The sequence below is a fragment of the Salipiger sp. genome (assembly GCF_048261495.1).
Lineage (GTDB): Bacteria > Pseudomonadota > Alphaproteobacteria > Rhodobacterales > Rhodobacteraceae > Salipiger.
The window spans coordinates 190667-216430 of record NZ_JBLXFX010000003.1 but is presented as its reverse complement, the minus strand read 5'-3'; the positions used below and the strand labels follow the sequence as shown (position 1 = coordinate 216430).

Annotated in this window: 26 protein-coding genes; 23 read left to right on the top strand and 3 right to left on the bottom strand. The window is 68.1% G+C overall.

Annotated elements, in window-relative coordinates:
- Positions 1 to 73: 73 nt before the first annotated feature.
- From cobS to ACN0RJ_RS07610, 9 genes are all read left to right on the top strand, one after another.
- Positions 74 to 1060, top strand: coding sequence for a cobaltochelatase subunit CobS (gene cobS, locus ACN0RJ_RS07650; protein ID WP_417719976.1), 987 nt, complete (start codon positions 74 to 76; stop codon positions 1058 to 1060).
- A 273-nt stretch (positions 1061 to 1333) separates the two neighbouring features.
- Positions 1334 to 2182: a VPLPA-CTERM sorting domain-containing protein gene (locus ACN0RJ_RS07645; RefSeq protein WP_417719975.1), complete on the top strand. Its 849-nt coding sequence runs from the start codon at positions 1334 to 1336 to the stop codon at positions 2180 to 2182.
- 36 nt (positions 2183 to 2218) lie between these two features.
- The gene (locus ACN0RJ_RS07640) at positions 2219 to 2572 is read left to right on the top strand and encodes a hypothetical protein (protein ID WP_417723886.1); all 354 of its coding nucleotides are present in this window, start codon (positions 2219 to 2221) and stop codon (positions 2570 to 2572) included.
- Positions 2573 to 2644: 72 nt separating this feature from the next.
- Positions 2645 to 3058 (top strand): hypothetical protein, encoded by a 414-nt coding sequence (locus tag ACN0RJ_RS07635; RefSeq protein ID WP_417723885.1) that lies wholly within the window; start codon positions 2645 to 2647, stop codon positions 3056 to 3058.
- A gap of 101 nt (positions 3059 to 3159) precedes the next feature.
- Positions 3160 to 3600, top strand: a complete 441-nt coding sequence (locus tag ACN0RJ_RS07630; RefSeq protein ID WP_417719972.1) for a hypothetical protein — start codon at positions 3160 to 3162, stop codon at positions 3598 to 3600.
- A gap of 114 nt (positions 3601 to 3714) precedes the next feature.
- Positions 3715 to 4596: a VPLPA-CTERM sorting domain-containing protein gene (locus ACN0RJ_RS07625; RefSeq protein WP_417723884.1), complete on the top strand. Its 882-nt coding sequence runs from the start codon at positions 3715 to 3717 to the stop codon at positions 4594 to 4596.
- A gap of 85 nt (positions 4597 to 4681) precedes the next feature.
- A complete protein-coding gene (cobT, locus tag ACN0RJ_RS07620) occupies positions 4682 to 6562 on the top strand; it encodes a cobaltochelatase subunit CobT (RefSeq protein ID WP_417719970.1) in 1881 nt (626 codons plus the stop codon).
- A gap of 192 nt (positions 6563 to 6754) precedes the next feature.
- Positions 6755 to 8554: an aminopeptidase P family protein gene (locus ACN0RJ_RS07615; RefSeq protein ID WP_417723883.1), complete on the top strand. Its 1800-nt coding sequence runs from the start codon at positions 6755 to 6757 to the stop codon at positions 8552 to 8554.
- A 113-nt stretch (positions 8555 to 8667) separates the two neighbouring features.
- Entirely contained in the window at positions 8668 to 9012 is a 345-nt protein-coding gene (locus tag ACN0RJ_RS07610) for a DUF427 domain-containing protein (RefSeq protein WP_417724071.1), read from the top strand.
- A 94-nt stretch (positions 9013 to 9106) separates the two neighbouring features.
- On the opposite strand, the gene ACN0RJ_RS07605 is transcribed toward ACN0RJ_RS07610, so the two are convergent.
- Positions 9107 to 9868 carry an SDR family oxidoreductase gene (locus ACN0RJ_RS07605; RefSeq protein WP_417723882.1) on the bottom strand — a complete coding sequence of 254 codons (762 nt, stop codon included), beginning with the start codon at positions 9866 to 9868 and terminating at the stop codon, positions 9107 to 9109.
- A 145-nt stretch (positions 9869 to 10013) separates the two neighbouring features.
- On the opposite strand from ACN0RJ_RS07605, the gene ACN0RJ_RS07600 reads away from it, so the two are divergent.
- The 7 genes from ACN0RJ_RS07600 (at position 10014) to ACN0RJ_RS07570 (ending at position 16201) form a co-directional block, all read left to right on the top strand.
- On the top strand, positions 10014 to 10988 hold the full coding sequence (locus ACN0RJ_RS07600; protein WP_417719967.1) for a thiamine pyrophosphate-dependent dehydrogenase E1 component subunit alpha: 975 nt from the start codon (positions 10014 to 10016) through the stop codon (positions 10986 to 10988).
- Position 10989: 1 nt separating this feature from the next.
- Positions 10990 to 11961 (top strand): alpha-ketoacid dehydrogenase subunit beta, encoded by a 972-nt coding sequence (locus ACN0RJ_RS07595; protein WP_417723881.1) that lies wholly within the window; start codon positions 10990 to 10992, stop codon positions 11959 to 11961.
- A complete protein-coding gene (locus ACN0RJ_RS07590) occupies positions 11961 to 13193 on the top strand; it encodes an alpha/beta fold hydrolase (protein WP_417723880.1) in 1233 nt (410 codons plus the stop codon). Before ACN0RJ_RS07595 ends, ACN0RJ_RS07590 begins: the two co-directional genes overlap by 1 nt.
- Before the next feature lie 116 nt (positions 13194 to 13309).
- The gene (locus tag ACN0RJ_RS07585) at positions 13310 to 13648 is read left to right on the top strand and encodes an NIPSNAP family protein (RefSeq protein ID WP_417719964.1); all 339 of its coding nucleotides are present in this window, start codon (positions 13310 to 13312) and stop codon (positions 13646 to 13648) included.
- Positions 13649 to 13662: 14 nt separating this feature from the next.
- Positions 13663 to 14538 carry a hypothetical protein gene (locus tag ACN0RJ_RS07580; RefSeq protein ID WP_417723879.1) on the top strand — a complete coding sequence of 292 codons (876 nt, stop codon included), beginning with the start codon at positions 13663 to 13665 and terminating at the stop codon, positions 14536 to 14538.
- Positions 14535 to 15446, top strand: coding sequence for a 3-hydroxyacyl-CoA dehydrogenase NAD-binding domain-containing protein (locus ACN0RJ_RS07575; protein ID WP_417723878.1), 912 nt, complete (start codon positions 14535 to 14537; stop codon positions 15444 to 15446). The genes ACN0RJ_RS07580 and ACN0RJ_RS07575 overlap by 4 nt, the downstream gene beginning before the upstream one ends.
- Positions 15446 to 16201 (top strand): SDR family oxidoreductase, encoded by a 756-nt coding sequence (locus ACN0RJ_RS07570; protein ID WP_417723877.1) that lies wholly within the window; start codon positions 15446 to 15448, stop codon positions 16199 to 16201. The genes ACN0RJ_RS07575 and ACN0RJ_RS07570 overlap by 1 nt, the downstream gene beginning before the upstream one ends.
- Here ACN0RJ_RS07570 and ACN0RJ_RS07565 read toward each other — a convergent pair.
- Positions 16196 to 16945 carry a pyrroline-5-carboxylate reductase family protein gene (locus ACN0RJ_RS07565; RefSeq protein WP_417723876.1) on the bottom strand — a complete coding sequence of 250 codons (750 nt, stop codon included), beginning with the start codon at positions 16943 to 16945 and terminating at the stop codon, positions 16196 to 16198. The genes ACN0RJ_RS07570 and ACN0RJ_RS07565 overlap by 6 nt on opposite strands.
- 107 nt (positions 16946 to 17052) lie before the next feature.
- On the opposite strand from ACN0RJ_RS07565, the gene ACN0RJ_RS07560 reads away from it, so the two are divergent.
- From ACN0RJ_RS07560 to ACN0RJ_RS07530, 7 genes are all read left to right on the top strand, one after another.
- Positions 17053 to 17823, top strand: coding sequence for a GntR family transcriptional regulator (locus ACN0RJ_RS07560; RefSeq protein WP_417719959.1), 771 nt, complete (start codon positions 17053 to 17055; stop codon positions 17821 to 17823).
- Between the two features lie 153 nt (positions 17824 to 17976).
- The gene (locus ACN0RJ_RS07555; protein WP_417723875.1) at positions 17977 to 19086 is read left to right on the top strand and encodes a branched-chain amino acid ABC transporter substrate-binding protein; all 1110 of its coding nucleotides are present in this window, start codon (positions 17977 to 17979) and stop codon (positions 19084 to 19086) included.
- A 143-nt stretch (positions 19087 to 19229) separates the two neighbouring features.
- Positions 19230 to 20180 (top strand): branched-chain amino acid ABC transporter permease, encoded by a 951-nt coding sequence (locus ACN0RJ_RS07550; protein ID WP_417723874.1) that lies wholly within the window; start codon positions 19230 to 19232, stop codon positions 20178 to 20180.
- A gap of 4 nt (positions 20181 to 20184) precedes the next feature.
- Complete coding sequence (locus tag ACN0RJ_RS07545; protein WP_417719956.1) at positions 20185 to 21192, top strand: branched-chain amino acid ABC transporter permease; 1008 nt, start codon at positions 20185 to 20187, stop codon at positions 21190 to 21192.
- The gene (locus ACN0RJ_RS07540) at positions 21189 to 22022 is read left to right on the top strand and encodes an ABC transporter ATP-binding protein (protein ID WP_417723873.1); all 834 of its coding nucleotides are present in this window, start codon (positions 21189 to 21191) and stop codon (positions 22020 to 22022) included. Before ACN0RJ_RS07545 ends, ACN0RJ_RS07540 begins: the two co-directional genes overlap by 4 nt.
- Positions 21943 to 22692, top strand: a complete 750-nt coding sequence (locus ACN0RJ_RS07535) for an ABC transporter ATP-binding protein (RefSeq protein ID WP_417723872.1) — start codon at positions 21943 to 21945, stop codon at positions 22690 to 22692. Before ACN0RJ_RS07540 ends, ACN0RJ_RS07535 begins: the two co-directional genes overlap by 80 nt.
- Positions 22676 to 23974 carry an NAD(P)/FAD-dependent oxidoreductase gene (locus ACN0RJ_RS07530; protein ID WP_417723871.1) on the top strand — a complete coding sequence of 433 codons (1299 nt, stop codon included), beginning with the start codon at positions 22676 to 22678 and terminating at the stop codon, positions 23972 to 23974. The genes ACN0RJ_RS07535 and ACN0RJ_RS07530 overlap by 17 nt, the downstream gene beginning before the upstream one ends.
- Before the next feature lie 46 nt (positions 23975 to 24020).
- On the opposite strand, the gene ACN0RJ_RS07525 is transcribed toward ACN0RJ_RS07530, so the two are convergent.
- Complete coding sequence (locus ACN0RJ_RS07525) at positions 24021 to 25661, bottom strand: FAD-binding protein (protein ID WP_417723870.1); 1641 nt, start codon at positions 25659 to 25661, stop codon at positions 24021 to 24023.
- Positions 25662 to 25764 lie beyond the last annotated feature (103 nt).

The window sequence follows — 25764 nt, the reverse complement described above, 5'->3', positions numbered from 1 at the left end:
CGGCACTCTTGCCCTTCTGCCGGATATGGTGCACCACGGGCCGCGAATATTCTTTGCGGACAGGGACAGCGCCATGGCGGACGGCATCATCGACATCAATGCAAAACCGACCGAGGAAATTCAGGTCCGTGAAGTCTTCGGCATCGATACCGACATGGTGGTTCACGGCTTTCCCGAGCGGACCGAGCGCGTGCCCGACACGGACTCGACCTACAAGTTCGATCCCGACACGACAATGGCCATCCTCGCCGGGTTCCGCAACAACCGCCGCGTGATGATCCAGGGCTACCACGGCACCGGCAAGTCGACCCATATCGAACAGGTCGCGGCGCGGCTGAACTGGCCGGCGGTGCGGGTCAACCTCGACAGCCACATCAGCCGGATCGACCTGATCGGCAAGGACGCGATCAAGCTGGTGGACGGCAAGCAGACCACCCAGTTCCAGGAAGGCATCCTGCCCTGGGCGCTGCGCAATCCCACCGCCATCGTCTTCGACGAATACGACGCGGGCCGCGCCGACGTGATGTTCGTGATCCAGCGGGTGCTGGAAACCGACGGCAAGCTGACCCTGCTCGACCAGAACCAGGTCATCACCCCGCACAAGTATTTCCGCATCTTCGCCACGGCCAACACCGTCGGCCTCGGCGACACGACCGGGCTCTACCACGGCACCCAGCAGATCAACCAGGGCCAGATGGACCGCTGGTCGCTGGTGGCGACGCTGAACTACCTCTCCATCGATGCGGAGGTCGCCATCGTCCTGTCCAAGGCGCCGCATTACAACAACGAGAAGGGCCGCAAGACCATCCGCCAGATGGTCACCGTCGCCGACTTCACCCGCCGCGCCTTCATGAACGGCGAGCTGTCGACCGTGATGTCGCCCCGGACCGTCATCGCCTGGGCCACCAATGCCGAGATCTTCCGCAATGTCGGCTATGCCTTCCGTCTCTCGTTCCTGAACAAGTGCGACGAGCTCGAGCGTCAGACCGTGGCCGAGTTCTACCAGCGCTGCTTTGACGAGGAACTGCCGGAGAGCGCGGCGAGCCTCAGCATCGCCTGATCCGCCACGATTCGTCTTCCGGACGCCCCGCTGCGGCGGAAAACCCTCTGCCCCGCCCCCTGGAGCGGGGCGCGACGGGGTGTCCCGACGCCTTTTTTCGGCGAAAGACACCACTGCCGACACTTGACGCTTGATAGGGTCACCCGGCTCCATTATTCTGGTTCCTGTCTTTTGGGCGGACTGCACGATTACAGTGCAGGGCCCGATGGGATGGGGTGAGAGCAAGATTTTCCGGCGCGTGCAGGCGCGCCTGTCTGATTGCTGGGGGACCCAATGAATTTCGGACATGTCCTGCCGCTTGGCGCGGCGATGGTTCTGGCGGCTTCCGCCTCGTTCGGCGCAAGCTTGAATTACGAGAATTTCAACTATTCCGGAACGGTCACGCGCTATGACACGCTCGGGGACGCGCAGGCCGAAACCAACGGTACGGCGCACGCGATCACGACCGCGACCAACGGGGCCAATGCGACCCTGACCGATGCGCGCGATGCGTCGATCTACTACGACTCCGCCACCGGCGAGGTCTACTTTTCAACGCTGTGGTACTTCAACCCGCAGGACTCGGGCCAGCCGGGAACGCTGGGATACGGCAACCCGAACAACGGCAACAACGGCTTCGTGCAGCTCTACGATGCCGACGGGTCGAGCGTCACCAGCCTCACATCGGCCTTCAACGCGGACAGTTCGATCTACAGCCTGTCGGTCACGGGCGAAAACCTTGACCCCTACTCGCGACTCTGGAATGCTCCTGCTGCCGGCGGCCCGGCATCCGACACCGGCGGCGACTTCCTGAGCTACAGCCTCGACTTTCTGGCCGACTTCGGAGCACCTTCGGCAACGTCGGGGCTGCAGACCACCGATCCGACCTCGGTCAGCGGCAGTTTCTCGGCACTGTTCCACAACACGACGGACAATTTCTACTATGTGGCCGATTTCATCTTTGCCCAGGGCTCGCAGGCCGCGGCGTCGAACTACTTCTATCCCGGCGTCGGCACGACCTTTGCCAGCTCCACGCAGCCCTACTTTGCAGCCGCGGTGCCGGTTCCCGCGACCCTGCCCCTGCTGCTGGGCGCGCTCGGCGGTTTCGTCGCCCTGCGCCGGCGCAGGCACAGCCGCGGCTGACATGCGTCCCGAGGGCCGGGCATGAGGCCGGCCTTCGTGAAAGCCACCGCCATGCTCGTCATGGCGGTGCTCATTCCCGCGATGGCCACCGCCGACACCGGCAGCGAGGCGGCCGATTGCGCCGCGCTCTGGCAGGGCGCGGCGGATGTGCAGCGCAAGAACCCGGGGCTCGGCGTCGCGCCGGGCACCTCCGAGGCCCTCGTCACATCGTTCAGCGGCATGGCGCGGTCACATGGGGTCAGCGACGCCGCGCTCGGCGCGATCCTGCGCGAGAAGGTGTCGGGATACCGGCTGATGTACCGCGCGGTGATCGGGGGCGACAAGCAGAGCACGGACCTGCTCGACCGGCGGGCACAAAGCTGCGACAGGCTGCTCAAGACCGGCGGCTGACGTTGCAATTTTAGCTATCGGGCGGACGGTGAATTAACCACGCCGCAGCATTCGGGGAGGACACTCCCCGGCATGACCCTGCGCCCCTGCCTCTTCGCGGCAGCCCTTGCCGCCTTCCTCGCTGCCCCTTCGGGCAGCCGCGCGGTTGCTCCGGGGGCAAGCCTCGACGCGACGGAGGAACTGGCGATCTGCGCCGGGCGGCTGGCGGCCCTGACCGACCACCTCTGGCAGATGAACGACCCGCTGGCCCCGGCGGCGGAACTCCGGCGCGACTGGATGGTTGCCCTCTACGAAGCAAGCCTTCCCACCGCCGGAGACCCGGGAATGTCCCGCAGCGCCCTGCTCCTGGGTCGGATCCGCGCCAAGCGCGATCTCGACCGCCTGCTCGAAACCGGAGAATTCAACCCGGACCGCCGCCGCGCGCGCATGGCCCGCAGCCTCGCCGACCGCCAGATGGATTCCTGCATCGCGCTGATGACGCGATGAGGGGCGCATCCGACATGCGGCGGGCGGGCCACAAAGGCGAAAAGTTTTCAGAACGCCTCATTTTTGATCGTTTTGCGTGCAGAATGGCAGCCATGGGCGCCATGAGATCATACATTGGCGGCGCTCTCGCGGCGCTGATCCTGGCCGTTCCGGCCGGAGCGGACAGCCTGCGGCCCCGGGTTTCCCCGGCCGCGGCCAGCGCCTTCGGCGATCGCGCGGTCGAGCAGGTCCGCCTCTTCGCCACCTGCGCCGGCCGGCTTTCCGCCAGCATCGAACATGTCTGGCTGATCGGCCAGGGGGACGGGAGCCGCGATGCCGCGCACCGGCGCAGCTTCGACGCGCTGATCGAGGCGGTGCTGCCCGATGCCGAAGCGGCGGGCCTTTCGGGCAAACAGGTCTGGCACCTGCGCATCGTCGCCAAGGCCGCGCAGGCGCGGCTGCTGCAGACCGCCGCCTTTCACACCGACCAACGCAGGGCACGTGCCGCGGGGAGGCTGGCCATCCGCCAGATGTCCACCTGCGAAGCGCTGCTGCTGGGCTAGACCGGCCGCCCGACCGCCCCGCGTTGCCATCCGAGGCGAGTTTCAGCCGCCCGTTTCTCCTTGATATGACTGTGTGAATCCTTAACCTCCCCGCATTGCAATCGGGAGGGACTTATGAATTTTCGCATTTTATTCGCCGCCGCGCTGTTTCCACTGGCCGGGCACGCGGCCACGATCGACGCCACGTTGGTTGCAACGGGTCGGGGTCATGTGCAGGTCGATGACGTCACGGGCCGCGTCCACGGGCAAAGCGGATATTTCGGCAGCGGTTTCGGATACTACGCCGATGTCGCGGATTTCGTCAGCGGCACGGGGCGCGTCGCGACGGAGCTGTCGCCGGACGGGGCTTATGGGTCCTATTACGGCGTATCGAACGGCATCGTACTCGCCCGCCCGGACCAGAGTTCGACGGTCATCGCCAGCTACGACGCGACGACGGGCGCACAGATCGCCTCTTCCGACCTCACGCAGTACTGCGGAGCCAACTTCAGCTGCGGCTTCGACTGGGGCGGGTTCTCGTCCATGAACATTCTGCAGGACCAGACCGGCATGTACCTTCTGGGCCGCTCGAGCGCGGCCACCGACGAATGGCTGCTCTCGTCGATCGACACCGCGCTGAACGTCACCGAAATCACCCGCTTCGCACGGTCCGGCGGCAACGACGGGTACGGCATCATGATCGGCGGGACGTTGTTTCTGGGCGAATCCTTCGGTAGCGGCCTGATCACCACCGCCTATGACGTGCTGACGGATACGCTCTACGATCCCGATCTGATCCTGTCCGCCGGAAGCTACCTGTCGTCGAGCTTCTACGATCAGACCTCCGACACCCTCTATGTCGCCAGCGGGACGTCCGGCGAGCAGACATGGGCCGTCACCGGCGCCGCCGACGCCTTCGGCGTCACCTCACCGGTGCCGCTTCCCGCGGCGGGCTGGCTTCTGATCGCCGCCATCACCGGGACGGCTGCGCTGCGCCGCCGCCGCACCGCGGCCTGACCCCCACCGCCCCGACGCCCGTCGAATGATCCCGCATCCGCGCGGACCTCTTGCCGAGGCCCGCGCGGAGTGCTTTATCGGAGGCATGAGCAAGTCCAGCGACAACCCCGCCGATCCGTTCAAGAAGGCCCTGGCCGAAGCCACCAAGGTCATGGCCGACGATGCCGATCTCACGGTGAACTATTCCGTCGACCCCTCGGGCGTCTCCGGCGACATCATGCGCCTGCCGCAGGTCTCGCGCCGCATGACCCGGGACGAGGTGCTGCTGGCCCGCGGAACGGCCGATGCGCTGGCGCTCTACCGGCGATACCACGACGCGGGCACCCACAGCCGCTATGCCCCGCCCGGCGAGATCGCGCGCGAGCTCTACGAAGCCATGGAAACCGCCCGTTGCGAGGCGATGGGCGCCCGCGACATGCCCGGCACCGCCGGCAACATCGACGCAAAGATCGGTCACGAGGCGGCACGGCGCGGCTACGGTCAGATCACCCAGGCCTCCGAGGCGCCGCTGCCCGTCGCCGCGGGCTACATGATCCGCCAGCTGGCGACCGGCCGCGCTCTGCCCAAGGACGCGGCGCACGTGCTCGACCTCTGGCGCGGCTTCATCGAGGACCAGGCCGGCGGAACGCTGGAAGGACTCGAAGCGAGCCTGACCGACCAGGCCGCCTTTGCCCGCTTCGCGCGCCAGGTCATCACCGATCTCGGCTACGGCGACCAGCTCGGCGACGATCCCGACGCCATGGACGACGAGGACGACCAGGACGCGGAATCCGACAGCTCGGACGAGGAGGAGCAGCCCGATTCCACCGGGCAGGACGACCAGGAACAGGACGACAGCGAAGCCTCCCCCGAGCAGAGCCAGGACGAAACCCGCGACGCCGCCGAGGCGCAGGTCTCGGCCGACGAGATGGCCGACCAGGAACTCGGCGAAGAGGTCGAGATGCCCGAGGGCGAGGCACCGCTCGAACCGCCCCCCGCCGCCCCCGCCTCCGAGGCCGATCCCGACTACCGCGTCTACGATACCGCCCACGACGAGGAGATCCCCGCCGAGGAACTGGCCGAACCGCAGGAGCTGGAGCGCCTGCGTGCCTATCTCGACCAGCAGCTCGAACCGCTCAAGGGGGCGGTGTCGAGGCTCGCCAACAAGCTGCAGCGCCGCCTGCAGGCGCAGCAGAACCGCAGCTGGGAATTCGACCTCGAGGAGGGCATCCTCGATGCCGGGCGCCTGGCGCGGGTGGTGGCGAACCCGACCACGCCGCTCAGCTTCAAGATCGAGAAGGACACGGAGTTCCGCGACACGGTCGTGACCTTGCTGCTGGACAACTCGGGCTCCATGCGCGGCCGGCCCATTTCCATCGCCGCGATCTGCGCCGACGTGCTGGCCCGCACGCTCGAGCGCTGCTCGGTCAAGGTCGAGATCCTCGGCTTCACGACCCGCGCCTGGAAGGGCGGGCTGGCGCGGGAGAAGTGGCTGAACGAGGGCCGCGAACAGCAGCCGGGGCGGCTGAACGACTTGCGCCACATCATCTACAAGCGCGCGGATTCCCCCTGGCGGCGGACCCGCGACAACCTCGGGCTCATGATGAAGGAAGGGCTGCTGAAGGAGAACATCGACGGCGAGGCGCTGGAATGGGCCCACCGCCGCATGGCGGGCCGCCCGGAGGCGCGCAAGATCCTGATGGTGATTTCGGACGGCGCCCCGGTCGACGATTCCACCCTCTCGGTGAACCCGGCGAATTACCTCGAAAAGCACCTGCGCGACGTCATCGCCATGGTCGAGCGCCGCAAGCAGGTCGAACTGCTGGCCATCGGCATCGGCCACGACGTGACGCGCTACTACGACCGCGCCGTCACCATCACCGATGTCGAACAACTGGCCGGTGCCATGACCGAACAGCTCGCCGCGCTCTTCGACAGCGACCCGAGGGCGCGAGCCCGGTTCATGGGCGTGAAACGCGCGGGCTGACGCCCGTGGCGAAAGGAAGGGGCTCTGCCCCTCTTGGCCTGCGGCCAATTCTCCCCGGGATATTTGCAAACCGGAGAAGCAGCATGCGCCCCGCCCTGTCTTCTTCGGTTTCCAAATATCCCGGGGGTCCGGGGGCAGCGCCCCCGCTGTCGGACCCGATCGCAGATGCGCAACGGCTGAAAGGACTGCGCCATGTTCCAGAGCTTTCACGAGACCGCCCGCCCGGACCAGGGCCCCGCGCGCCTGGCCGCGCTGCGCGAGGAGATGGCGGGCGAGGATCTCGACGCCTTCCTGGTGCCGCGCTCGGACGCGCACCAGGGTGAATATGTCGCTCCGCGGGACGAACGCCTTGCCTGGCTGACCGGATTTACCGGCTCGGCAGGCTATTGCGTCGCGACGCGCGACCGGGCCGGGGTCTTTGTTGACGGACGCTACCGGGTGCAGGTCAAGGCGCAGGTCGCTCCGGATTTCACGCCGGTCGACTGGCCCGAGGTCAGCCTGGCCTCCTGGATCGCCGAAGCGCTGCCCGAGGGCGGGCGGATCGGCTACGATCCCTGGCTGTTCTCCGTCGCCCAGATCCGCCGGCTTGAGGCCGGACTGGTCGAGGCGGGGCTGGTCGAGGCAGTGCTCGTGCCCTGCGACAACCTCGTCGACCGGATCTGGCGGGACCAGCCCGATTCCCCGGCGGGCAAGGTCTTTGTCCAGCCTCCGGACCTGGCGGGAGAGCCCCACGAGTCCAAGATCGCGCGGCTCGCCGCCACGCTCGGGACGGCCGAATGCTGCGTGCTGACCCTGCCCGACAGCATCGCCTGGCTGCTGAACATCCGCGGTTCCGACATTCCGCGCAACCCGGTGCCTCACGGCTTTGCCCTGCTCCACCGGGACGGTACGGTCGCGCTGTTCATGGCGGATGCGAAACTCTCGGAGGTGCGCGACCATCTCGGGGAGCGTGTGCGCATCCATCCGCCGGAGAGCCTGCTTGCCGCGCTCGCCACAACGGGCGGGCCGGTTCGGATCGACCCCGAAACCTGTCCCGTCGCGCTGCGCGGCGCCATCACCGTCGAGGTGATCGAGGACCAGGACCCCTGCATCCTGCCCAAGGCCTGCAAGAACGCCGCCGAACTCGCAGGCACCCGCGCCGCGCACCTGCGCGATGCCGCCGCGATGGTGCGGTTCCTGGCCTGGCTCGACTCCCGCCCGCCCGGATCGCTCACCGAGATCGACGTGGTGAAAGCGCTCGAGGCCGAACGCCGGGCGACCAACGCGCTGCGCGACATCTCGTTCGAGACCATCTCGGGCTCCGGGCCCAACGGCGCCATCGTGCATTACCGCGTCACCGAATCCACCGACCGGCGGGTCGTGGCGGGTGATCTGCTCCTGGTCGACAGCGGCGGGCAATACGTGGACGGCACGACCGACATCACCCGCACCGTCGCCATCGGCGACCCCGACACCATCGGCGCGGAGCAGCGCAGGGCCTTTACCCTGGTCCTGAAGGGCATGATCGCCCTGTCGCGCCTGCGCTTCCCCGACGGCATGGCGGGCCGCGACATCGACGTGCTCGCGCGGGTCAACCTCTGGCAGGCGGGGCTCGACTACGGGCACGGCACCGGGCACGGCGTCGGCAGCTACCTGTCCGTGCACGAGGGCCCGGCGCGGATCTCCCGCACCGGCACGGTCCCCTTCCGGCCCGGCATGATCCTGTCGAACGAGCCGGGCTTTTACCGGGAGGGCGCTTATGGTATCCGGATCGAGAACCTGATCGCCGTGGAACCGGCGCCGGCTCTTCCAGACCAGACCGTTGCGCGGATGCTCCGGTTCGAGACGCTCACCTGGGTGCCGATCGACCGGCGCCTGGTGGATCGCCCGGTTCTCGGAACCGAGGACAGGCTCTGGCTGAACGGCTACCACGCACAGGTGCTGGAACGGGTCGGTCCCCTCGTCGAAGGGCGGGTCAGGGACTGGCTCGAAGACGCTTGCGCCCCGGTCTGACTCAGCCAGCAAGACGGATTTTCCGAGCCATCGGGCAGGGGCATTCTGACACAGGACTGTCGTATTGTGACTGATATATGATCCGGGGACACTCGGGGAGAGAGAGATTGACCATGCTGAAACACATCACCATCCGCCCGGCCACGGGAACCTGGGTCATCCGCGCCGGTGGCGCCGTTCTGGGCGAAAGCACCAGGGCGCTGGAACTGTCCGAGGGAGATCTGCCGAGCGTCATCTATTTCCCGCGCGAGGATGTGGCGATGGCCTTCCTCGAACCGTCGAGCTACCGGACCACCTGCCAGTACAAGGGCGAGGCCAGCTATTTCGACATCATGTCCAAGAGCATGACCTACAAATCCGCCGTCTGGACCTACGAGGCGCCGCATCCGGAGGTGGCGGAGATCGCCGGTTACCTGGCTTTCTACGTTCAGGACGGGGTGACCGTCGAACAGGTCTGAGACCGGCCGGCCGGGCGTGCGGCGCCCGGATCGCGGGGGCTCCCTTCGGGGGGCCTTTTGCGTTTCCGGCCCGCGCGATCCCGGCTGCCATGCCTCACCAGGCGGTCATGCCGCCGTCGACCACCATCACCGAGCCGGTCGCGAAGGAGGACCGCCCGGACGCCAGCCACAGGATCGCTTCGGCGATTTCGCGGGGAGCGGCGGTGCGGTGCATGGGGCAGCGGGCTTCGAGCCCGGCCACGAAGCCCTTCGGATCTTCGTGACGGGCGAGGATCTCGTCGAAATAGGGTGACCAGGTGGTGCCGGGCGCCACGGCGTTGACCCGGATGTTCTCGGAGGCATGATCGACCGCCATGGCCCGCGTCAGGGCCGCCACGGCACCCTTGGAGGCGACATAGGCCGCGCGCTCCGCGATCGCGACCAGCGCGGCGTTCGAGGCGGTGTTGACGATCACGCCGCCGCCCTGCCCCGCCATCACCGGGATCGCCGCGCGGCTGAACAGGAAGACCCCCTTCACGTTCACCGACATCAGCGCGTCCCAGTCCGCTTCGGAGGTCTGCGTCACGCTGCCCCGGATCCCGAACCCCGCGTTGTTGACGAGAATGTCCAACCGGCCGAAGCGCGACACGGCCAGCGCTACAGCAGCCCCGGCATCCGCATCCGACGAGACATCGGCCCCGATGGCCACGATCCGCCCGCCCTCCGGGTCGATGGCGCGCGCCGCGGCTTCGGCGCCCTCGGCATTGCGATCCACCAGGACGATTCGCGCGCCCTGCTCGTGAAACAGCGTCACCGTCGCTTCGCCGATTCCCGACGCGCCGCCCGTGACGATCGCGACCTTGCCATCCAGATCCATATTTGCCACCCATCAGTGCATACACTTCTGCCGACATTATGCCCAAAGAGCGCGCAGGCAAGTCGAACGGTGTGTCTGCCGCCAGAAACCGCTTGAAAGTGTCCACACTTTAGGCGTTGATGGTCCCGAACCAAGGAGCCCCGCCGTGAAGAACGCCCCCTCCCCCGACGATCACCTCGAAATGTTCCGCCGCATGTGCCTGGTTCGGGAGCTCGAGGAAGAGCTGGGCCGCCAGCACAAGCTGGGCAAGACGCGCGGGCCGATTCACCGCTGCGACGGGCAGGAGGCGGTCGGCGTCGGCGTCACGGCGGCGTTGCGGACCACGGACAAGATCACCACCACGCACCGCGGCCATGCGGTCTATCTCGGCAAGGGGATGATGCCCGCGCCGGTGGTGGCCGAGATCTTCGGCCGTGCGACGGGGGCCTGCGGCGGGCGGGCGGGGCACATGCTGGTGGCCGATGCCTCGGTCGGAATGATCGGCGGCAATGCCATCGTCGGCGGCTCGATCCCGGCGGCGGCGGGCATGGCGCTGTCGATCCAGGTGCGGGGCCGCGACGAGGTGGCGGTCTGCGTCTTCGGCGACGGCGCCGCGCAGACCGGCATCTGCCACGAGGCGATGAACATGGCGGGCCTCTGGAAGCTGCCGGTGATCTTCGTTCTGGAACACAACCGCTTCGGTCTGACAGTACCGACCGAGGTGCAATCCGCGGTGTCGGACTTCACCCTGCGCGCGGCGGGCTACGGCATGCCCGGCGTCGCCGTCGACGGCAACGATGCCGTCGCCGTGTGGCGCGCCACGGCCGAGGCCGCCGAGCGCGCGCGCCGGGGCGAGGGGCCGACGCTGATCGTGGCCGAGACCTACCGGGTCGAGGGGTTCTCGACTTCGGACATGGGCGGCTACCAGTCCCCGGAGGAGATCGCCGCCTGGAAGGCGCGCGACCCGATCCGCATCGCCTTCGACGCACTGGCGCCGGCGTTCGGCGCGGAGCGGCTCGAGGCGCTGCGGGCCGATGCCGTGGCCGAGATGCAGGCCGCCTTTGCCGAGGCCTTTGCCGCCCCCTTCCCGGAGTTCGAGGTCGACACGGCCTGCGCCCCCTACAGCACCGGAGCGAACTGACATGGCGATGATGCGATATGCCGAGGCGCTGAATGCCGCCCTGCGCGAGGAAATGACCGCCGACCCCGACGTCTTTCTGTTCGGGGAAGACATCGGCCGCTACGGCGGGGTCTTCAAGGTGACCAGGGGCTTGCTGGAGGAGTTCGGCGAAACCCGCGTCCGCGACACGCCGATCAGCGAACAGGCGATGACGGCGATGGCGGTGACGGCGGCGATGACCGGCACGCGCCCGGTGCTCGAGATCATGTATGCCGATTTCATCCCGCTGACGCTGGATGCGCTGATAAACCAGGCGTCGATCTACAACTACGTCTGGGATGGCCAGGTCCGGATGCCGATGGTCCTGCGCACCCAGGGCGGCGGCGGCGCCGGGGCCGGAGCGCAGCATTCCAAGGCGCTGGATTCCATGCTGGCGCATATCCCGGGGATCAAGGTCGTCGCCCCCGCGACCCCGGCCGATGCCAAGGGCATGCTCAAGGCCGCGATCCGCGACCCGCAGCCGGTGATCTTTCTGGAACACAAGCTGCTCTACAACATGCGCGGCGAGGTGCCCGACGATGTCGAGGTGCCGCTCGGCCGCGCCGTCACCCGGCGCGAGGGCACGGACGTGTCGATCTTCGCCACCTCGAAGATGGTGCACGAGGCGCTCGGCGCGGCGGATCTGCTGGACAGGGACGGCGTGTCGGCCGAGGTGGTCGACCTGCGCTCGCTGCGTCCGCTGGACCTCGGGGCGATCGTCGCCTCGGTGCGCAAGACGCACCACGCCGTCGTCGTCAACGAGGGATGGCAATTCTGCGGCTATACCGCCGAACTGGCCGCGACGATCATGGATCACGCCTTTGACGAGCTCGACGCGCCGGTAAGGCGCGTGGCCCTGCCCGACATGCCGATCCCCTATTCCGAACCGCTGGAACTGGCCATGCTGCCCTCGGCCCGGAGCATCCGCGCGGCGGTGCTGGAGACGGTGAAATAATGGCCCTGCATCCGATCACCATCGACACGGCGGGCGGCGAATACATGGATTCCGTGCTGGTCGTCGACTGGGCCAAGGCCCCCGGCGATCCGGTGGCAAAGGGCGATCTGCTGCTGACCGTGGAAACCGCCAAGGCCGCGACCGAGATCGAGGCCGACCGCGATGGCTGGCTGGCCGGGATCGCCTTCGCCGAAGGCACCGAGGCGCCGGTCGGGGCGGTCCTGGGGCATCTCACCGATGTCGAGGGCGACACCGCTTCGGACTCGCCCGAACCGGACCTGCGGTCCGAACCGGCCCCGCCCGTCTCGGCAGCGCGGGCCAACGATCTGCCCCTCGCGAGGGGACGGATCGTTGCCAGCCCGCTCGCCCGCCGCCTTGCCGCGCAGAAGGCGGTCGACCTCGGCGGCGTGACCGGCACCGGCCCCGGCGGACGGATCAAGGCGCGGGACGTGGACCGCGCCCTGCGCCGCATGCCCGCCCCCGCCGTCGTGCCCGGCGGGACGGCCGGGGCGACGCTGGTCCTGCTGCACGGCTTCGGTGCCGACAAGACCGCATGGCGGCAGGTGCGCGCGCTGATGCCGCGCGGCATCCGCACCGTCGCACCGGACCTGCCGGGGCACGGCGGCCAGGCCGCGACCCCCGGTCTGAGCCTCGAGGACATCGCCGCCGACCTTTCGGCCCGGATCGAGGCCCTGGGGATCGAGGAGATGCACCTTGCCGGGCATTCGCTGGGCGGCGCGGCGGCGCTGGCGCTGGCGGCATCGGGGCGGCAGGTGGTGCGCTCGCTGACGCTGATCGCGCCTGCCGGGCTCGGCCCCGAGATGAACCGGGGCTTCGTTGCCGGGCTGACCGAGGCCGAGACGCCGGAGGCACTGGACTTCTGGCTCGGGCAGATGGTGGCCGACGCCGCCCTGCTCCCCGAGGGCTTTGCCGAGGCGGTGCTGGCGCAGATGGCGCGGCAGGGCACCCGCGTGCCGCTGCAGCGCATGGCGCGCAACCTCTTCCCCGGGGGGCGCCCCGCCTTCGATCTGACCGCGACCCTCTCCGCGACCGACGTGCCGCTGCGCCTGATCTGGGGCCGCGAGGACAATGTCCTGCCCCCGGCCCTCGCCGATCGCGCCCCCGATCACGCCGCCCTGCACCTGCTGCGCGGGGTCGGACATGTGCCGCCGCTCGAGGCGCCCGCCCTCGTTGCCCGAATACTGGGCGAAACCATCCTCGGCGCGGGGTGAAGCCGCAGGGCCCGCCCCCTCCGCAATGAAAACTGTCGACACATGAAAGCCGACGCCCCACGGTCCACGGGACCGGCAGGCCGAACGCCGAGACATCCACAAGGAAGGACCAAGCCATGATCTTCGATCACCGCGTCTACACCGCCCGCCCGAACATGCTGCCGAAGTTCCTCAAGCTCTACGAGGAAGTCGGCCTGCCGATGCAGCTGCACTACCTCAACGAGCCCTTCGGCTTCTTCCAGACCCATATCGGCGACCTCTCCCGCGCGATCCACATCTGGCCTTACGAAAGCCTCACCGAACGCGAGGAAAAGCGCGGACGGATGGAAGCCGACCCGGAATGGCAGACCTATCGCCAGAAGGTGATCGAGACCGACTACCTGCTCGACATGCGAAACCAGATCGTGACGGCCGTGTCCTTCTTCGACCCGAAGACGCGCAGCGTCATCCGCTGAGGACCGGCCCGCACATGACCCTCGTTTTCGAAGCGGACGGCCTCAGCTGCCCGATCGTCGGCACCGATGCGGCGCCGCGCACCATGGCGGCGCTTGCCGCCGTCCTGCCCATGCCGCTGCAACTTCACACGCCCAAGATCGCGGGAAGCCACATCTTCTGGCACGCCCCCTTCGTGGAGGATGTCGAGGGCGGTGTCGACGTGCTCTCGGCGCGCCCCGGTGCGTTCATCTACTGGCCGGTGCGGCAGTTCCTCGAAATCACCTTCGCCCCGCTTCAGGCCGAAACCGCGGCGGTCACCGTGCTCGGCCATATCGACGCGCCGGTGGAGCTGATCGCGGATCTGGGCCGGCGCCTGCGGACCGGCGCCGGGCGGCGGCGCTTCACCGGCACGCTGCGCATGGCGAACGGGGCAGCGGCACCCGCCGCGCCCGCGCCGGAGGTGCCCGCCGCGCTGCTGCACGCGCGCCGGGCGCTCTGGTCGGCCTGCCCGGCGGACATCACCGACCTCGTCACCTCGCGGGCGATCATGCATCCGGTCGGTCCGGTGATGCAGGCCGAATCCGAAGCCCGCGTGCTGCATGAAAGCCTTTGGTGGGTGCGCAGCGCGCTCGGCACCGAGGCCGAGGCGGGCCTGCGCGTGGCGGGGTGCCTCGCGCTCGACAAGGCGGCGGTGCGCCTGCGCGACTTCTGCCACATGGGCGACACCGCCGGCATCCTGTTCCGGTGCCGCGAGGCGATGGCCGACCCGCGGCAGCCGCTCGGGGCGATCATCGACGAAAGCATCCTCGTGGCCGGGCGGATCGGCGCCTGGATCGACCTGCTGATCCCGTGGAACGACCTGAACGAAGCCTACCGCCGCGCGCTCAGCCCGGAAAGGGAGCCCACATGAAGACCATCGGCATCGTCGGTTTCGGCACCATCGGGCAGCGCTGGACGGCGGCCTTTGCCCATCACGGGCACGATGTGCGCGTCTACGATCCCGACCCGGAAGCCGGCGCCCGCTTCGACGGCATCCGCGACGGGCTGTTCGCGGACCTCGCCGACCTGCACGGCATCCCGGCAGAGCGCGGCGCCATCACCCTGTCCGCCGACATGGCCGAGGCGCTGGGGGGCGTCGACTTCGTGCAGGAGAACGGTCCGGAGGACCTGCCGACCAAACGGGCGCTGCTGGCCGAGATCGAGACCCACGTGGGACCCGAGGTCATCATCGCCTCGTCGTCCTCGGCGCTGCTGGTCACGCAGATGCAGGCAGGCTGCCGCCATCCCGAGCGCATCGTGCTGGCCCATCCGTTCAACCCCGCGCATATCATGCCGCTGGTCGAGATCGTCGGCGGCGACCGCACCGCCCCGGACGTGCCCGCCCGCGCCCGCGCGCTCTACGATGCCATCGGCAAGAAGCCGGTGATGCTGAACCGCGAGATCACCGGCCACCTCGCCCTGCGGCTGATGGGGGCGATGTGGCGCGAGGCGATCGCGCTGGTGCGCGACGGCGTGGCCAGCGTCGAGGACGTGGACCGCGCCTTCATCTACGGCCCCGGGCCCAAGTGGGGCGTTCAGGGGTCGTTCATCTCGAATGGGCTGAACGCCGAGGGCATGGACGAATTCCTGCGCAAGTACGGCAAGACCTACGAGGATATCTGGGCCGATCTTGGCGATGCCACGCTGGACGCGGCGACGCGTGCAAAGGTCGCCGAAGCCGCCGAGCCGCTGCTGACGGACCGCGACGCATTGCGCGCGAACCGGGATGCGGCCATCGTCGCCATGCTGAAACTGATCGCCGACAAGGGACCGCTGTGATGACCCTGCCCTACGCAACCGCGCTCGTGACCGGCGCTTCGCGCGGGATCGGCGCCGCCATCGCGCGCCGGCTGGTGGCCGGGGGGCTGACCGTTCACGGCGTCGCCCGCTCGCGCGGGGCGCTCGACGCGCTGGCGGCCGAGCTGGGCGCGGCCTTTGTGCCCTGTCCCGCCGATGTGACCGACACCGCCGCCATCCTCGCGACGCTCGCCGGAGCCGAGATCGACGTGCTGGTGAACAATGCCGGCGGGCTCGCGACGGTGAAGCCGCTGATCGACCAGACGCTTGCGGAAACCTCGGAGGTGATCGCGCTGAACCTCACCGCGCCGCTGCATCTCATCCAGGCGCTGGTGCCGGGCATGGTCGCGCGCCAGCGCGGGCACGTGTTCAACCTGACCTCCACCGCCGCAAGGTCGGTCTTTGCCGGAACCACCACCTATGCCGCCGCCAAGGCCGGGCTGGACCAGGCCTGCAAGGTCCTGCGCCATGACCTCGCGGGGAGCGGCGTGCGGATCACCGACCTTGCGCCGGGGCGGGTGCAGACGGATTTCTACCTGGAAAGCTTCAAGGGCGACCGCGCCGCGCTGGAGGCGCGCATGTACAGCGCCGACCGCCCCCTCACCCCTTCGGACATCGCCGAAACGATCTGGGCCGCGCTGAGCCTTCCGCCCCATGCCACCCTGTCCGAGATCGTCATCTCGCCGACCGATCAGGCCCCCGGCGGCCATGTCTACAGGCGGCCCTCCCGGTCATGATCCCGACAGCTTGCGGCGCACCACGTCGCAGGCGCCGTCCCAGGCCTGCGGCACCCCGGCTGCCTCCAGGTGTTTCAGCCCCGCCTCGGTGATGCCGCCCGGGGTCACGAGATCGGCCAGCAGGCGGTCCATCGGCACATCCTTTTCCGCGATCATCCGCCCGGCCGCGACGAAGGTCCGCGCCACAAGTTGCCGCGCGGTCTCCGGGTCGAGCCCCTGCGCTTCGGACCAGTCGGTCGCGCCCCGGATCAGCGCCTGCGCCCATCCGTAGATCGCGGCACTGACCGTCGCGGTTTCGAACTGCGCCTCGCCCTGCAGGGGCACCGGCGCCCCGAGGCGGGCCAGCAGGTCGAGCGCGCGCGGCTCCGGCGGATAGACCAGCGTCGGGCTGGCGCCCAGCTCGGCTGCGGTGATCGGCATGATGCGCACCACCGTCGCCGGCCCGACGTCGAGCGCCGCGATCGGCACCCCGGCGCAGGCGTTGAGCACGATCTGCCCCGCCCGCCACGGCAGGCCCGCCACCGCCCCGGCCGCATCGCCGGGACGCACCGACAGGATGACCATGTCGCAGCGCGTCACCAGGTCGGCATTGTCCCGCGCCAGCACATGACCGTCGCGCGCCGCCTGCTGCGGCCCCTTTCCGCGGGGCGACAGCACGATATCGCCCGCCGCCATCCCCGAGCGCAGCAGCCCCCCGAGCAGCGCGCCCGCAAGATGCCCGACTCCGATCACTCCGAGTTGCATATCCGCCCTTTCCGTCATGCCGCGACATTGATGTCTTTCCCGCGGGAAGAAAAGTGCGTTATTTCAATGTATACAGATTGACCGGAAGCCCATCAGAAAGGCCGCCCATGACGCCAGACGCCAGCCCCGACAAGAAAGCCGCCCCGAAGCGTAGCGCAGACAGTGCCGAACGTGCGTATAACACGATCCGCAAGTTGCTGGTGGAATTCAAGCTGCGTCCGAACGAACGCATCAACGAGGTGCAGTTGTCGCGCACGCTGGAACTGTCGCGCACCCCGATCCGCGAGGCGCTGAACCGCCTTGCCAGCGAAGGCTTCGTCGAACTTGCCCCCAATCGCGGCTTTCACGTGCGCCCGCTCGGGACCGACGGCCTGCTCGACCTCTACGAGATCCGCTCGATCATCGAATGCGCCGCCTTCCGGCTGATGATGCAGCGCGCCGAGGATGCGGACCTGAAGCGGTTCCAGGATTTCTGGTTGTCGGTGCGCGAGAATTACCAGAGCCGCGATCCCGACGAGATCCTCGAACTCGACGAGAGCTTCCACATGATGATCGCGGAACTGTCCGGCAACCTCGAGATCCCCGTGCAGCTAAGCGCGATCAACGCCCGCATCCGTTTCATCCGCCGCATCCAGATCGAACACGTCAGCCACGACCGCAACCAGATGAACGCCCACGATCTGATCGTCGCCGCCGCGGTGAAACGCGATCTCGAAGGCGGGGTCGAGGCGCTGAAAACGCATATCGAGATCACCGTCTCCGCGACTCAGCGCGCGCTCAAGGATGCGCTGTTCAAGGTCTACGAGGCCGAAACCAGCCCGCTGCAACGGCGCAAAAAGCGGACGGTGAGAAAAGATGAGCCGGAGACACAAAAATGACGACAAATCTGTAGACACTTTATTGACCGAAGCCGATTCCTCTGCTCCCATGCGATCACCGCAGCCGTCCGGCCGCGGGTCGCAACAGAAACGCCGTCCGGTCGAACCGGGCCCAGACCCCGAAGTCCGGCGGCGACACACAGGGAGTTAGGAATGAAACTCAGCGCAGCTCTGCTGGTCTCGGCCTCGGTACTTGCCCTTCCGGCCACTGCCGAAGAGATCACCCTCGGCATGTCCGCCCCGCTGTCCGGCGCCCAGGCCTATTTCGGCACCACCTGGCACAACGGCCTGAAACTCTACATCGACAAGCTGAACGCCGACGGCGGCGTGAACGGCGTGACGGTCGCCTACAGCCAGCAGGACGACAAGGCGGACCCGCGCGAAGGCACGCTGGTCGCGCAGATGCTCTGCGACGACGAGGACGTGAAGATCGGCCTCGTCAATTTCAACTCTGGCGTCGCCCAGTCGACCCTGCCGATCTACGAAGACTGCACCCTGCCCAACATGACCTTCGGCTCCAACCCGTCGCTGACGCAGCAGGGCTACGAATTCATGGTGCGCCCGGTCGCCAACGACTATGCCGGCGCGCTGCTGCCCGCGAAATACGCGCTCGACACGCTGGGCGCCAAGACCGCGGTGGTGGTCAACGACAAGCAGGTCTTCGGCCAGGGCATTTCCGAGATGTTCGCCAAGAACTTTGCCGAAGGCGGCGGCGAGGTGCTGGACACGCTGGCCGTGGCCCCGACCGACGTCGACTTCAGCGCCGTGCTCGGCCAGATCAAGCAGATGAACCCCGATGTCATCTACCTCGGGGCGGTGATGCCGCAACTGTCGCTCTTTGCCCGGCAAATGCACGACCAAGGTGTCGACGCGACCCTGATGGTGCCCGATGGCGGCTACACCCCCGAGTTCGTCGAACAGGCCGGGGCCGCGAACGTCGAGGGCGCGACCGTCGCGGTGCAGGCCCCGCCGATGGATGCGACCCCCGGCATCATCGCCTTTGCCAAGCTCTACGAGGAAACCTTCGGCGAGGCCCCCGGCCCCTACTCGATCTACGGCTATGTCCAGGGCCAGATCCTCGAAGAGGTGCTGAAGACCACGGCGGGCCTCTCGCGCGAGGAACTGAACGACGCGCTGCACGCCTCCAGCACCGATACCGTGATGGGCACGCTGGAATTCGACGAAAACGGCGATCTCAAGGTCGCGCCGTCCTTCCTCTACAAGGTCGAAGACGGCGCCTTCGTGCTGGTCGGCAACATGTGATCCCTTGACGGGGCTCCTCCCCGGGCCCCGTTTCCGACTGGATGCGGCAGGGTCTCTTCCCTCCCTCGCCGCATCCCTTTTCCTTTCCGCCCGATCCCCGCCATTGCCGGGGTCCGGGCCAGATACGGGACGCAATCCACACGATGCTGGGACATATCGTTCAACAGGTCTTCAACGCGCTGACCATCGGGTCGATCTACGCCCTGATCGCGCTGGGCTACACCATGGTCTACGGCGTGCTGCGGATGATCAACTTCGCCCATGGCGAGATGTTCATGCTCGGCGCCTATGCCGCCTTTCTCTGCCTGACCATCCTGATCGGAGACATCGGCGGCGCGGGGGCCATGGCGATGACCGCCGCCTTCTTCGCCGCCGTGCTGATCGTGGGCTTCGTCGGAATCGGGATCGAGCGCATGGCCTACAAACCGCTGCGCGCCTCGACGCGGCTTGCGCCGATGCTGTCCTCGCTCGGCGTGTCGCTGGCGCTGGTGGCGGGCATCCAGATCCTCGCCGGCCCGCAGCCGCAGGCCTTTCCGTCGTTCTTTCCGAACGAGCGGTTCGAGATCCTCGGCGGTTCCGTCACCACGATCCAGATCGGCATCCTCGTCGCCGCCTTCGTGCTGATGGGCGGGCTGCAACTGCTTGTCACCCGCTCGCGCATCGGCATCGTGGTGCGCGCGGTGTCCGAAAGCCGCCCCACCGCGCAGCTTCTGGGGATCAACGTCAACCGCTCGATTTCGCTGGTGTTCTTCGTCGGCCCGCTGCTGGGCGCGGCGGGCGGCATCCTCTATGCCAGCTACTACGGCGTGATGACCCCGACCATGGGCGCCATCGTCGGGCTCAAGGCCTTCACCGCCGCGATCCTCGGCGGCATCGGGTCGATCCCCGGCGCCATGCTCGGCTCCTTCATCCTTGCGGGCGTCGAGGTCGGCGGCACCGCGCTGCTGCCGGTGCTGACCGGCGGCATGCTGGGCACCGAATACCGCGACGTGCTGGCCTTTCTCATCCTCATCCTCGTGCTGCTCTTCCGCCCTGCCGGCCTTCTGGGCGAGGCCGTGACGGAAGAGAGCATGGTCTACAAACGGGAGTTCTGAGCCCATGGAGACCACCCTCACCCCTCCGAAGACCGCCGGAACCGGCAGCCGCGGCGCGCGCCGGCTCGGGGCCTTCGTCATCCTTGCGGCCATCACGGCGCTGGTGACGATCACCCCCTTCCTGCCCAACTACTACGTGCGCGTCGCCAATTCCCTGCTGATCTACGTGCTGCTCGGGATCGGGTTGAACATCGTGATCGGCTATGCCGGGCTGCTCGATCTCGGCTTCGTCGCCTTCTACGCGGTGGGGGCCTATACCTACGGGCTGCTCGCCTCGCCGCAACTTGGGCTGCACCTGCCGATCCTCGCGATCCTGCCGATCGCCGCCGTGCTCGGCGCCATCGTGGGGATCCTGCTCGGCCTGCCGGTGCTGCGGCTGCGCGGCGACTACCTCGCCATCGTGACGCTGGGCTTCGGCGAGATCATCCGCATCCTGATGAACAACCTCGACGATCTGACCGGGGGGCCGCGCGGCATCTTCGGCATCGACAAGGCCGAGATCTTCGGCATCGCCGTCGCGCGACCGATCGAGATCTTCTGGCTGCTGGTCGTCACCGTGGTGATCGTCGGCATCCTCGTCTGGCGGATGGAGAAATCCATCCTGGGCAAGGCCTGGGCCGCCATCCGCGAGGATCAGGACGCCGCCAAGGGCGTCGGCATCAACACCACCAACGCCAAGCTTGCCGCCTTTGCCACCTCGGCCACCATCGGCTCCGTCGCGGGGGTGATCTTTGCCGCCTCGCAACGCTTCGTGAGCCCCGACAGCTTCTCGCTGCAGGAAAGCGTGCTGATCGTGCTGATGATCGTCATCGGCGGGGTCGGCAACATCCTCGGCATCTTCGTGGGCGCCGCCATCCTGATCCTGCTCCCCGAGGTGCTGCGCGGCTTTGCCGAATGGCGCATCCTGTTCCTCGGACTGCTGATGGTCACGCTCATCATCATCCGCCCGGCGGGCCTCGTGCCGCGCGCCTTCGGGCCGGAAAAACTGCTGAAGGCATTGTTCGGAAAATGAGCCTGATCTTCGACAACCTGACCAAGCGCTACGGCTCCAACACCGCCATCGACGCCGTCTCCACGCGTTTCGAGCGCGGCGTGATCCACGGCATCATTGGCCCCAACGGCGCGGGGAAATCCACCCTCATCAACATGACGGCGGGCAGCTACCCGGTGACCGAGGGCGCGATCACGCTCGACGACACGCGGCTCGACCTGCTGGCCAAGTACCAGGTCGCCAATGCCGGCATCGGGCGGACCTACCAGAACATCCGCCTGTTCGATCAGATGACCGTGCTCGAAAACCTCGAGGTCTGCTTTTACGACCGCGAGAAATCCGGCGTGGTGGCCGAGGTGCTCTGGCCCCCCGCCGCGCGCCGCCGCTATGCCGCCCGCCGCGAGAAATGCCTGGACATCCTGCGCTTCTTCGGGCTCGACCACATGGCGGACCTGGAGGCGGGATCGCTGCCCTACGGTCGCCAGCGGATGCTGGAGATCGCCCGCGCGCTGGCGCAGTCGCCCAAGGTGCTGCTGCTGGACGAACCGGCGGCGGGGCTGAACCACCACGAGACCGCCGAACTGACCGAACGGCTGGCGGCGCTGCGCTCGCCCGAGCGGATCATGATCGTGGTCGAACACGACATGGACCTTGTGATGTCGCTCTGCGACCGCATCACCGTCCTGCATCACGGCAAGCTGCTGTTCGAAGGCACCCCGGCCGAAGTGCAGGCCAGCCGCGACGTCCAATTTGCCTATCTGGGAACACAAAATGACATCGAAGACATCCGCGCCGCTGCTGCGGCTCGCCGGGCTTTCCTCGGGATACGGACGCGTCGGCGTTCTCACTGACATCTCGCTCGAGGTCGACCCGCAGGAAATCGTCGTGGTGCTGGGCCCGAACGGGGCGGGCAAGACGACGCTGCTGAACTCGATCTCGGGCGTGGCCCGGGCGACGGCGGGGACGATCACCTTCGACGGCAGGGACATCACCGGCGCCCGCCCCGAGGCCGTGGTGCGCATGGGGCTGGCGCATTGCCCCGAGGGGCGGCAGATCTTCCAGCGGCTGACGGTCGAGGAAAACCTGGTCGCCGCCCATATCGGGCGCGGCGGCAAGAGCTTCGAGGCGCTGCGCGAGGACGCCTTCGAGATGTTCCCGATCCTGAAGGAACGGCGCAATTCCATGGCAAGCCGCATGTCGGGCGGGCAGCAGCAGATGCTCGCCGTCGCCCGCGCGCTGATGGCGGAACCCCGGCTGCTGATGCTGGACGAGCCGTCGCTTGGCCTCGCCCCGCTGATCGCGCACCAGATCTTCCGCATCATCCTCGACCTGTCCAAGGACGGCATGTCGATCCTGCTGGTGGAACAGAACGTGCAGCTTGCGCTGGAATGCGGCGACTATGCCTACCTGCTGAACACCGGCCGCGTCCGCCTGCACGGCGACGCGCGCGAGATGGCCGAGCATTCCGCGCTCGGCGACGCTTACCTCGGAGGGGCGACACCCGATGTCATCCATAGCTGAAGTCGACTGGAAGACCCCGCATCTCTGGCGCAAGACCGTCGCGGCGCGCACCGCCGCCCCTGCCCTCGCGGGCGGGGTCGAGACCGACCTGCTGGTGGTCGGCGGCGGGCTCACCGGCCTCGGCGCGGCGCTCGGCGGGGTCGAGGCGGGGCTGCGCGTCGTGCTGCTGGAGGACAACGAGATCGGCTCCGCCGCCTCGGGGCGCAACAACGGGCAGGTGATCCCCGGCCATTCCAAGGCCTCGGCCTCGGAGATCGTCGCGGCCTGGGGGCCGGTCACCGGCGAGCGCTACAACGAGATGATCATGGGCTCGGCCTCCTACCTCTTCGACACGGTGCGTCGCTTCGGGATCGACGCGCACGCGGTGCAGAACGGCTGGATGCAGCCCTGCCACAGCGCGGCGGCGATGGACCGCAGCCGCAAGCTCTACGACGACTGGCGGGCCATCGGCCACGACGTCGAATGGCTGGACGGGACCGAAGCCTCGCGCATCACCGGCAGCCGCTATCTCGGCGCGTGGAAGGCGCGCAACGGCGGGCACATCAATCCCTTCGGGCTGGTGACGGGGCTCGCCTCGGCGCTGGAAGGGCTGGGCGTGACGATCTGCGAGAACACCCGCGCCGAAAGCATCACCCGCGACGGCGCGGGCTGGCGCGTGACTACGGCGGGCGGCACGGTGCGGGCGCGCAAGGTGGTGCTGGCGACCAACGCGCTGACCCGCGACATCTGGCCGAAGCTCGGCCGCGCGATGGTGCCCTTCCGGGTCTACGATGCCGCGACCCGGCCCATCCCGGAGCCGCTGCGCGCGCAGATCTTCGTGGGCAACGTGGGCGTGTCCGACACCCGCCACGACATCCGCGCCTTTCACTACGACGTCGATTTCCGCATCGTCACCGGGGGCACCCACACCTTCTGGCACCGGGCCGAGGCGCGCGGGCTGAAGCGCATCCAGGCGATGCTGCACGACGCCTTCCCGCAGCTCGGGGACCTCGCGCAGGTGAGCAATTACTGGGAGGGGACGTTTGCCGTGGTCCCAGACCGCAAGCCGCGCCTGTTCCGGCTGGGCGACGGGCTGATGTTCGGCGGCATCTATTCCGGGCGCGGGGTGGCGGCCTCGCTGTCGCTGGGGCGCCGGATGGGGATGAACGCGGCCGAGGTTCTGGGCGACGACGACATGCCGCTTCCGGTCACGCCGATCCGCACCGTGCCGTCGCATTGGGTCGCGACGCAGGTGGCGAACCACATCCACCCCTGGCACCGCCTGCAGGACCGGCTGGGCTGACGCCCGGCCGCCCCGCGGGGGTGACGGGTGCCGCCCCTGCCGGGGGTCAGCGGTTCTGCTTCAGCATCGTCTCGGCGGCGATAAAGCCCCAGGTCATGTTCGGCCCGATGGTCGTCCCCGCCCCGAGCGCGCGGGTGCCGATGGGGTTCGCCATCGCCAGCCCCGCCGCATAGAGACCGCCGATGATCGAGCCGTCCTCGCGCAGGACCTGGCCCTTGTCATTGGTGCGCGCGCCGCCCTTGGTGCCGATGGTGGTCAGGTTCATCGTGATGCCGATGAAGGGCGCGTGGTCGATACGGTCCGTGCCCCGCGCCCGCGCCGCGTCGATCCCGCTTGTCGGGGCGGCGCCGTCGGCATGGGCCTTGTAGGTTTCCCAGCCCGACTCCCCGCGCCCGAAATCGGCGTCGCGCCCGGCGTCGCACATGGCGTTGTAGGTCGAGACCTGCGCCTTGAGCGCCTCGACAGGCAGGCCCAGCTTCCGCGCCAGTTCATCCAGCGTCTCGGCCTTTTGCACCCAGCCCTTTTCGTAGGACTGATACCAGCGGAACGGCAGCGACTTCAGCAGGAAGCGGTGATCGCCGATCAGAAAGCAGGGCAGGTGCAGATGCTCGCCCGTCGCCGGATCGCGCCGGTCCATGATCTCGCCGATGTTGAAATCGCTCTCGCTCATGAAGCGCCTGCCGTGGCGGTTCACGATGATCGAATGCGGCTCGACCTGCCAGGTCATCGGCATGCCGTGCAGGCGGCCTTCGTATTTCGTCGGCAGGCAGGGGTAGATGTTGGCCTGGTCCATCCGGTCGAGCCTCGCCCCCGCCGCCTCCGCCATGCGCTGCCCGTCGCCGGTGTTGGTGCGCGGCGACCCGATCCGGTCCATTTTGGCGGGGAAATGCTTGCGGCGCATCTCGTCGTTCCATTCGAAGCCGCCGGTGGCGATCACCACCCCGCGCCGCGCCAGTAGGCGGCCGGTGTCGGTCTCGACTCCGATCACGGCGCCGGTGTCGTCCTGAACCAGCCCGCGCGCCGGGGTCTCGCGGCGGAATGCGACACCCGCATCGGTGCAGCCCCGGATGAGCGCAGTCATCAGCGCCGTGCCCTGCCCGCCCGCGTTGGTCAGCTTGCGCCACAGCAGGCGCGGCCAAAGCTTCAGCCCCGCCCGGATCGGGTGGTGGTAGACGTCGTTGTCGGTGATTTCCTGGTAGGTGAAGCTGTGCGGCAGGGTCGACCGCCGCAGCCATTTCGCGTTGTCACCCAGCAGGTTGCGCGACAGCGGCATGGGTGACACCATGCGCCCGCGCAGCTTGCCGCCGGGCACTTCGGTCATCGGGTCCGGCTCTTCGATCACGCGCAGTTGCATGGGGGTGTGATCTTCGAGGAACTTCAGCATCTCGGGGCCGTAGTCCACGAAGGCCTCCCACAGCCCGGCCTCGGTTTCCGCCCATCCGGGAGGCGAGGCGCGGCGGATGTAGTCGATCGCCTCCTCGCGGCTGTCCGCGATCCCCTCGCGCGCGGCGACGTGGTTGGCCGGGATCCAGATGCCCGACCCCGACATCGCAGAGGTGCCGCCGAGCTTTTCCGATTTTTCGATGACCACCACCTCGAGCCCGCCCACGGCAGAGCGCAGGGCCGAGGCGCAGGCGGCCGAGCCCGAGCCGATCACCACAACATCGAAGCTTTCTTCAGCAGCCATCATAGAGAATCCTTTCTGTCGCATGCCGGATCCTTGACCGGGACGACAATATGTGTCCACCTAAATGTATGCACTTATAGCAAAGACCCGCCCGCACGGGTCC